This is a genomic window from Frankia sp. CeCAU1 (assembly GCF_977971845.1).
Map to the genome: position 1 here is coordinate 1,856 of NZ_CDWWXA010000154.1, position 8,679 is coordinate 10,534.

The 8,679-nt window shown below is 72.8% G+C and carries 11 protein-coding genes; all 11 read right to left on the reverse strand.

Annotated elements, in window-relative coordinates; all coding sequences use genetic code 11:
* Positions 1-94: 94 nt before the first annotated feature.
* Positions 95-484 carry a hypothetical protein gene (locus AC08OO_RS20200; protein WP_476618909.1) on the reverse strand — a complete coding sequence of 130 codons (390 nt, stop codon included), beginning with the start codon at positions 482-484 and terminating at the stop codon, positions 95-97.
* Positions 485-537: 53 nt separating this feature from the next.
* Positions 538-2,892 carry a hypothetical protein gene (locus AC08OO_RS20205; protein WP_476618910.1) on the reverse strand — a complete coding sequence of 785 codons (2,355 nt, stop codon included), beginning with the start codon at positions 2,890-2,892 and terminating at the stop codon, positions 538-540.
* A 111-nt stretch (positions 2,893-3,003) separates the two neighbouring features.
* A complete protein-coding gene (locus tag AC08OO_RS20210) occupies positions 3,004-3,333 on the reverse strand; it encodes a hypothetical protein (protein ID WP_476618911.1) in 330 nt (109 codons plus the stop codon).
* 89 nt (positions 3,334-3,422) lie between these two features.
* Complete coding sequence (locus AC08OO_RS20215; RefSeq protein ID WP_476618912.1) at positions 3,423-3,944, reverse strand: hypothetical protein; 522 nt, start codon at positions 3,942-3,944, stop codon at positions 3,423-3,425.
* Between the two features lie 10 nt (positions 3,945-3,954).
* Positions 3,955-4,452 carry a hypothetical protein gene (locus AC08OO_RS20220; protein WP_476618913.1) on the reverse strand — a complete coding sequence of 166 codons (498 nt, stop codon included), beginning with the start codon at positions 4,450-4,452 and terminating at the stop codon, positions 3,955-3,957.
* 185 nt (positions 4,453-4,637) lie between these two features.
* On the reverse strand, positions 4,638-5,822 hold the full coding sequence (locus tag AC08OO_RS20225; RefSeq protein ID WP_476618914.1) for a hypothetical protein: 1,185 nt from the start codon (positions 5,820-5,822) through the stop codon (positions 4,638-4,640).
* Positions 5,819-6,406, reverse strand: a complete 588-nt coding sequence (locus AC08OO_RS20230; RefSeq protein WP_476618915.1) for a hypothetical protein — start codon at positions 6,404-6,406, stop codon at positions 5,819-5,821. Before AC08OO_RS20230 ends, AC08OO_RS20225 begins: the two co-directional genes overlap by 4 nt.
* A 75-nt stretch (positions 6,407-6,481) precedes the next feature.
* Positions 6,482-7,210: a lytic transglycosylase domain-containing protein gene (locus tag AC08OO_RS20235; RefSeq protein WP_476618916.1), complete on the reverse strand. Its 729-nt coding sequence runs from the start codon at positions 7,208-7,210 to the stop codon at positions 6,482-6,484.
* 52 nt (positions 7,211-7,262) lie between these two features.
* Entirely contained in the window at positions 7,263-7,778 is a 516-nt protein-coding gene (locus AC08OO_RS20240; protein ID WP_476608989.1) for a Pycsar system effector family protein, read from the reverse strand.
* 139 nt (positions 7,779-7,917) lie between these two features.
* Positions 7,918-8,118 (reverse strand): DUF6284 family protein, encoded by a 201-nt coding sequence (locus AC08OO_RS20245; RefSeq protein WP_152987800.1) that lies wholly within the window; start codon positions 8,116-8,118, stop codon positions 7,918-7,920.
* Between the two features lie 74 nt (positions 8,119-8,192).
* The coding region (locus AC08OO_RS20250) for a hypothetical protein (RefSeq protein ID WP_476618917.1) at positions 8,193-8,679 on the reverse strand (487 nt) is incomplete at its 5' end.

Consider the following 8,679-nt stretch of genomic DNA (forward strand, 5'->3'; position numbering starts at 1 on the left):
ATGTCTGGCCGGACATGGGCCCGGCCCGTCTGCGCGGGCGGCTGGTCGTCAGCGCCGGTCCGGACGTTGCAGCCCGCCGGCCGAGTCGGGCGGGCTAGCTGCGCCGTGCGGCGCGTAGGGCGGCGCGGGCGTCCTCCAGGGACTCCCAGGGGCGTGGCGAGTCGGGGTGGCCAGGCCAGGTGTGGGCGCGGGCGATCGAGATCGCCGTGTCTGGGTCGAAGGTCGAGACGTCGATGAAGCCCACGATGTCCCGCCAGTACCGTTCGACGGGAACGTCCCAGTCCTGCGCGGGGACGACCGGCCGGTAGCTGCGGATCTCCCCCTCGCGGGTCAATCCCGCGATCCGCGCCAGGCTGACCTCCACCGGCCCCGGGGGACGCCCGGTGTAGCCGGGGGCTCTGGTGACCAGCGCGACGAGCCCACCGCGCCGGGCGACCCGGCCGGCGGGCCGCAACGGCAGGCTCCTGATCGAAAACGTCTTCACGGTTCGCTCCTTTGAATGGAATGCCAGGGGTTGGGAATAGGAAGCGGAGGTGGTTAGGCGGTGCGCGCGTAAAGGCCGTAGCGGGGTTGGTGGATGAGGTTGTCGGCTTCGAGGGCGTTCAGGGTGCGGTGGATGGTGGTTTTGCTGTAGTCGCAGTGGTCGCGGATGTCGGCGAGGGGGACCGCGTCGCGGGTGATGAGCCGGTAGATGTCGCGGCCGGCGGCGGTGGCTAGCGACGGGTAGGCGCTGGTGTCGCCTTCGGCTGGCTGGTCGTCCTCGCCGCCGGGTTCGGGGTCCGGGTCGGGGGTGGTGAGGCTGATCCAGGTCGCGGGGCGCAGGGTGATCCCGGTAGGGGTGGTGCGAGTGATGGCCGTGGGCGTCGTAGTCGGAATGGTGGTGGGGCGCCGGGCGGCGAGGTCTTGGAGGCGGGCTGCGAGGGCGGGGTCGTCTCGGGCTATGGCGGCGATCAGGTCGGGGTCGATGTCGTCACCGAGGAATTCGGCGGCCACGTCGATGGCGGCGTCTTCGGCGACGCGGTGGCGGTTGTCGTAGGCGGCGCCGATTTCCTTGTGCAGCTTGTATCGGATAGCGGATTCGAGTTCCAGGTGTGGGGCATTCGCATAGTGTTTGTCGAGGTCCTTTCCGGGGTCGAACGCGCGGCCGGATATGTCGCGGGCTCCGCTGCCGAGGCGGTAGGCGTAGCCGAATGGAGGAAGGTTCTTCGCGTTACCGGTGAAGTTCGGTACGAGGTTGGACGCGATGTTGGACGGGAGTCGCATGATGATCCCGTTGAGGTTCCAGGCGTTCATGCGGAGGTCTTCGGAGTGGCCGAACACGCCCTGGTCGGTGTTCTGGCTGGCGAGCAGCACACCGATCCCGGCTTTGGCGTAGCTGCGGGCGATCCGTTCGCAGACCGCGATGTTGTGGGCGGCTTCGGCGCGGCCCACGATTTTGGGGTCGAAGACGAAGTGGCATTCGTCGATGACGACGATGAGGGCGGGTGCGCGTCTGCTGATCGGGTGGACCTTGCGGTCGGGCATGGCGCCGATGAGCTGGGTGCGGGTCTGCCCGACGATGTCGACGGCACGAAGTAGCGTCCCAGCCCTGCCCTTGGCGGTGCCGACGACGGGCCAGTCGGCGTGTTGGGCGAGGGTCGGCAGGCTGGCGCCGTCCTGCGGGTCGATCATCCACACGGCGACCAGGCCGGTGTTCATCCAGGTGCAGCAGAGCTGTTCGATCAGCGTGCTCTTGCCGGACCGTGACGCACCGAGGATCACCCCGGAGAACACCCCCCGGTCGGGATGGAAGGCGTCCCAGGGCATGAGCTGCCCATCCGGCCAGGCCCCCCAGTAGGTCAGGCCGCTGGTCGGGTCGTAGCAGGCCTGCGGGCCGGGGTAGGTCGGGGTGACGGCGGCGGCGTCCTGGTCGAGGGTGACGATCAGGCGGGCCTTGTGGTCACCGTCGGGATGGGTGGCGAATTCCAGGTTGGTGGCGGACATGCCCATCGCCGAGGCGACAAGCCGGATGCGGGTGTCGAGCCAGTCGCGGGACTGCCGGCCGCGGATGAGGTGGACGGTGTAGGCTTCCCGGCCGCGTTCTAGGTCTTTGCGGTCGGACAGGCGGGAGCCTTCGACGGGGCCGCCGCGGCAGGCCACCCACCGGACCCACAGGTCCATCACGTTGCTGCCCCGTTCGGTGATCTCCAGCCGTGGCGGCGTCACGGGAAGCTCCGGCGCGGGGACCGGTGGGGCGGGTGTGGGTGGGTTGGGGATGTGGATGCGGGCCCAGTAGGGGGCGGCTAGCGCGTAGCCGCCGAGCCACAGGACGGCGGCGTGCCAGCCGGTCGCGCCGCTGGTGGCGGCCCAGTACAGCCAGCCGGCCCCGGCGGCGGCGATGGTGGCAGCGTGGCGGCGGCGTCGGGGCCGGTCGGCCCAGCCGGCGCGCCGACCCTTCGCCCACCACCAGATAACCGCGAGCGTCAGGTACAGCCCGGCGAGAGTCGGCCCGGCGCCGGGGATCAGGTGGCCGACGGCGGCGCCGGCCCACAGCAGGCCGATCACCCCCAGTGGCATCGCCTGCCCGCGAATGGTCAGCGCGTCGAAGCGGCGCCGGGCGGCGGCGGTCTGGGCGGCGGCAAGGAGCTGTTCGGCGCGGTCACGGTCCCCGGCGTCGAGGGCTGTCTTCGCACGGGCCACGAGTTTGCCGACCAGCGGGTCGGCGGCGGCGCGCTGCGCGTCGGCGTCCGCCGTGGCCTTGGCCTCAAGTTCTGCGGCGCTGACGAGGTGTTCCAGGGCGGTGTGGCTGTCCGCGGCGCCCGCGGCGGACGCGAGAAGCTGTTCCACTCGCGCGTCCACGGTGGCCTGCCGGCGGCGGGGAGATGCCGGGGTGGTACGGGGGTGGCTGACCATCGTCCTGCCTCCTTCGTCCTGGTGGAAGTCGCCGGGGTCCGGGTGGGGACCGCACGGCCCGCACGCCACCTGGGGGTGAGGTGCGGGTCGCACGGACACGACCCGGGCGGGTCAGTGCTGCCGGTAGAAGTCGGTCTTGTCGGCGGCGTCGACGGCGTTGACCGTCTCGGACACGGCGGCGTGGCCGCCGTTGAGCGCGTCGACGGCGAACTGCACGCCGTCGCGGGCGGCGGTGAGCAGCTCCCGCACGGCGTGCACCGGGTTGACGACGTCGGGGTCGGTCAGGCCGGCGTTGGCCATGCCGCCGAAGAGCGTTTCCAGCTCGTTGGCCACGGTGTTAGTGATGTTGGCGTGCAGGGCGGTCAGGTAGCGCACCGCGGCGTCGCGGTCGATGACCTCGGCGGACGGCTGGGCGGCGCGGGCGGGAACGATCTCGGTCATCACAGGTCCTCTCGGAAGGCGAAACGGGGGGGAGCGGTGGTAGTGGCGCCGGGGCGGGCTACGGGCGCGGCCGATAGGCGACGGTGGGGTCATGACGTCCGGTGGCCGTGCAGGGAAGCCCAGCCCGCGGGCGGCTCCCACACCGCGTCGATCCGCCGCCCGTCGGCGTCGACCACGTCGGCAGCCACCACGACCGCCGCGTCCGGCTCGTCACGGGCCCCCTTGTCAGGCTCGTCGGCCGGGGCGCCGTCGGCGGGTGGTGTGCCGACCGGCGGCGAAGTGGCGGTGGCGGGCCGCGCCCGGCGGCGGCGCCGTCGCGGCGGGCGCATCTCGTTCCACGGCGGCGTCCAGGCCTCACCACGGCGGCGGCCTTCCCGCCAGGAGGCGGCGGTCCGCCGCGCCCAGGGCCAGCCGACCCGCACACCTTCCACGAGGGAACGGAAGAACACGCCCAGTAGGACACCGACGCTGAACCCGCTGTAGTGGCGGCGGTTGGGCCCCTCACCGATGTAGACGTCGCGGCCCCGGGACAGGGCGTAGCCGCGGACTGCGGCGTCCAAGCCGGCGCGGTAGCAGGCGTAGGCGAAACACAGCAGAAAGATCAGTTCCACGGCAGGCTCCTCAGGCGAACCAGACGGCGACGGCGAGTAGGGCGGCGGCGGCGAGCCGCCCGGGACGTTGGAAGATCCACGCCAGCCCGTAGGCCGCGGCGACGACGGCGACCGCGGCGAACGCGGCGGCGCGGCGCGGGCCGCTCACGACCGTGGTGGTCGCGGCCAGCTCACCGAGCGACGGGGGACGGGCGGCCAGCCACCGGGCCCGGCGGCTCTCCCCGTCGCGGCCCGTGGGTAGCCATCCGGTGTCGATCCCGCCGGCCCACTGCGCGAGCCACGCGGCGCTGTAGGCGCCGGTGGTGGCCGGCATGGCGATCAGGTAGGAGTAGCCGATCCCGGCCCGCCGCCAACCCAGGGCGTACGGGGCACACCAGTCGGCCGTGGCTGCGTAGCGGGCCACTGCCGCCGCGTCGGCCGGCTCGACCGCCACCGGCACCCAGCCGGCCAGTCGGTGACCGACCGCAACCGGCCAGGGGGCGGGAAGAGTCCCAAGAGTCTCATCCAAACCCCCTCCCGGGGTCTCATTCCCCCCGTCGGCGCTGGTATCTGGGAGGCAGGGGGGAGCCGCGGGACTCTCGGGACTCTTGGGACTCTCACCCACCGTGACCATCGCGGTCGGGGTGGCCTCGGCGGCGGGAGGGGTGGCCGTGCTGGTGGTCAGGTCAGGGATCCACCGGTCGTCGGTGGCGGTCACGGGGCCATCACCGGCTCCCGCAGGATCCGCAGGACCGCGTCCAGGCGGCGGGTCCCAGCCTTGTGGCCGTACTCCTTCAACCCGGCGTGCAACGTCCTGCGGTTCAGCGAGGTGCCGCTCTTCGTCAGGGCGTCGCGCACCTTGCGGCTGTCGGGCAGCAGGTCGGACACGTCCGGCTCTCCCGGCCCGGCGCTGCCCTCGTCGGCGGCGGGCGGTTCGAGGACGGGCCGGGGCGCCCGGAACCGAACGGCTTCCGCCCGGGGTGCCGGCACGTCAGCTGTTTGCGGCGCCGCCGGTGGGGCGAGCGACGGCCCGTCGGTGCGGGCGACGGGCGGCACCCAACCGGATTCGGCCTCACCGGCACGATCCGACAGGGCCGACGGCAAGGACACCGGCGCGGCGGCAGGCACGTGGTCGCTGGCCCGTGCCGAGCGGTCTTCCCGGGCCGGAATGTGCCCGGCCATGTGCCCGCCGGTCCGCTCGGCGTCGCCTTCCTCGCCGACGCGGGCCCAGGACACGGCGAGCGGTGCCACCGCTTCCACCTGCCCCAACGTCTCCCGCACGGGCGGTACCAGGGTGCCGCCCGGGGCGATGTCCGGTGCCCGCAGCGGTGTGTGCCCGGCCGGAGACGAGGTGCCCCCTCCCCCCACAGAGGCAACGTCAACATGCGAAATATGCGCGGAAGTTGTACTCGTGGTGCCGGTGGTTTCGGCGTCAACATGGACGGGATGACCGGGCTTGGTGGCCTTGAGTCCGGCGACCAGACCGAAGGCGACGACCGGCCACACGGCCATCAGCCCCACCCACGGGCCTGGCTCGCCCGCGATCGGCCCGACGTCCGGCGGGTCGTCGGGGCCGGGCCGGTGGGTGACCGCGGCGAGGTTGCAGGCCCCGGAGAACAGCACCGCGCTCACCAGGACGAACACCGGCCACCCGACCTTCGCCCCGGGCGTGCGGCGACGGGAGTTGATCGCGGCGAGGGCGGCGATCGCCATCGCCTCCCCGGTCATGGCGATCAGGTAAGCGGCCCAGCCCGGCTGGCCGGACCACTCGGCGACGTCGTGCACGTGGACGAACGCGACAGCGAACACCCCGGCACCCAGCACGATCGGCAGGATGCTGCCGGCGGCCTGTTCCCACCGGCCACCCGCAGAACCGGACGCGACAGTGGTGGTACTCATGCCGCGCCCCACGCCAACGACAGCGGCCAGGTGAACGCCCCACCGATCACGTTGATCGCGCTCATGACCACCGCGCCCAGACCGCCGGTCATGGTCGCGGCGACCGACGGCAGGACCAGCCCGACCCCCGCAGCGGCGAGCTTCTCCGGCCGCCCCCGGCTCACCCGCGCGTCCGTCCGGCGCGACCGGTTCGCGTACCGGCCTGTCCGTCCCGCGCCGACCCGGGTCAGCGCGGGACGGTCGGTCCGCAGACGGCTCAGAGCCTCGAAATCCGGCCGCATCTCCAGGATGAAAAAGATCAGAAGGACGATGGCCAGCGCCCCCGGCGCGACACCGCCGACCGTGGTCCGAGTCGCCAGATTGATCAGCCGGGTGACCCAGCTGACACCCTGGTGCACGGCGATCGCCAGCCACCCCGACGTCAGGGCGGCCCCCGCGACCAGGGTGAGGCAGGCCGCGACGCGGGGCAGCCACCGCCGCCACATCAGCACCGCGGCGAGCAGCAGAGGAACCGCGGCGGTGACCGCCCGCGGGTCCGGTAGACCCACGTCGGCGGCCGTCACCGGCGCGAACGCGATGAACACGACAAACCTCCCGCATGAGAACGTGAAGAACTGAAGAAGCGCAGGAAGAGAAGGAGGAAGGAAAGGCGGTGCCGGTCAGGCGCCAGTGAAACTGGCGACGGACGCAGTGATCGCGTTGACGTACTGACGGGTCTCCGCGATCGCGGGGATGGCCCCGGAGGTGTCAACCGCGCCGGGCCCGGCGTTGTACGCCGCAAGAGCGAGATCGGTACGGCCGTGATAGCGGTCAGCCAACGCGCACATCAGCCGACCCTGAGCAGTGATCGCGTCCGCCGGCTCCCACGGGGAGGCAACACCGTTCCCGTCAGCGTCCGTCGCCCAGGACCGCCAGGTACCCGGCATGAACTGGGCGATGCCCTGCGCACCCACCGCCGAACGGGCGTTCGGGTCGAAGCCGGACTCCTGACGCAGCTGCGCGGCAAGCAACGCCGGGGTGATCTGTGGACACAGACTGCCGGCACGCACGATCCACGGCCGGTAGACCGCAGGCACCGGAGCGTCCGGCCCCAACGGGCCACCCCCGCCACCCCCGCCAGGCACCAGACACGCCGCGCCCGCCGCCAGAACCAGCACGGCGGCGGCAATCTTCATATACCGGCGGTGGAGGAACAGCAGGCCGATCACCGCCACCGCGACCAACGCCGCCACCGGCACCCCACCCGGAAGTCCCCCCACCACCGGGACGACAGCCAGCCCAACCCCAGGCAGACCCGCACCGATGGTGATGCCAGGGTCGACACCCGTGCCGCCGCAGCGCCGGCAACCCTGCGGGCCGGGCTCACCGACACACAGGAAGCACTTCACCGGACACCACCCGTCCCGTTACCCCCGCCCAGAGACACCCGGGCACCGATCCTCATCGGGTCACCACCTGTCCGACGACCCCGGCGGCGGCGAGGAGGACCAGGGCTGTTCCGAGGAGACGTAGACCGGTCCGGTTCCAGGCCCATTTGGAGACGACGACATCAGCGATGGCGGTGACCTGACGGTCAGCGGCATCAAGCGCGGTCGGGGTGCGGTCCAAGACGGCGCCCAGCACACCCGCCTCCGCGGCGGCGCGAACATGCCAGCAGTGGTATGCACCGGCCGGGGGTGCGCTGCGGCGGGGGATAGCCGGGCACAGCGCCCGGCCCAACACGGCGATGCCGGCGACAGCGGCACCCACCCCAGCCCACCACAGAGCGGCGACGGGCGGCGGCAGGCCGGCCGGGGGCCAGGAGGTGACAACGAAACCCGCGCCGGCAGCCGCGCCGGCGAGGATGATCCCGACCTGGCTGTCGCAGCGCGCCGCTTCGGCGCGCATCGAGGCAATCAGATCGGTACGGGTGTGCATCCGGGTCGCGGCCGTGGTGTGGGGTGCCTGGTGGGTCACGAGGGGTCTCCTGTCCGTCTCACGGTCCTGCGGGCGGTGGGCTGGGGGGCCGCGGGGTGGCGCATCCGCCGGGGCCGGCGGTGCGGACGCATCGGCGCGCGGGTCGGGATGTCCTCGGCGAACCGGTCGCGGCGGGCCATCACGCGGCCTCCCGCCAGCCGGTGGGACGGGCGGTGAGGGGCAGAACCCCCGCGGCCGCGGGGGTGTCGGCGGTGAGGATCGCGGCGATCTCGGCGTCGAGGGCGGCGAGGTCGGCGGCGATCGCCGGCCACTCCCGCTCGATCGCGGCGAGCTCGGCGCGGGTGGGATCTCGCCAGGTGTCGGCGGACCGGCGGCTCATCGGATGTCCTTGGAGGTCGCGGGGGGTGGAGCCGGCCAGCGGGGTCACCGCCGACCGGCCTCCATAACGGACGGTCACCTGTCGGCCGATGTGTCGAGGTCGGCACACAGGGCGCGGGCGGCCGCGATGACCTCCGGGTCACCCAGGTAGGTGTAGATCTCCACCCGGACACCCGCGACGGTGACCCCGGTGACCTCCAGGATCAGCCGGTCGGGCCCGTCCACGCTGGCGGTAAGAGCGCCGTCGAGGATCGCGGCGACGGCACGGATCCCGGCCAGCTTGGCGGTGTCCAGGTCCGCCTCCGCGGCGGTGCCGGGGGTGACCTGGACCTGGAGAGACAGCGGAAAGCGCGGGGCGTAGGCCGGGGACACCGTCAGGTAGAGGGCGGCGGCATCCCCGACCCGGGACAGCAACTCGATACCGGCCCGGAGCACGGCGATCTGCCGGCCGACAGCGGCCGACACCCCCGGCGTCGGAAGCAGGGTGGTCATGGCCCTCACCGACCCGACATACGGTCGGCGGTGCTGGTGCTGGTGACCTGCGTGCGCACAGTCCGGGCCG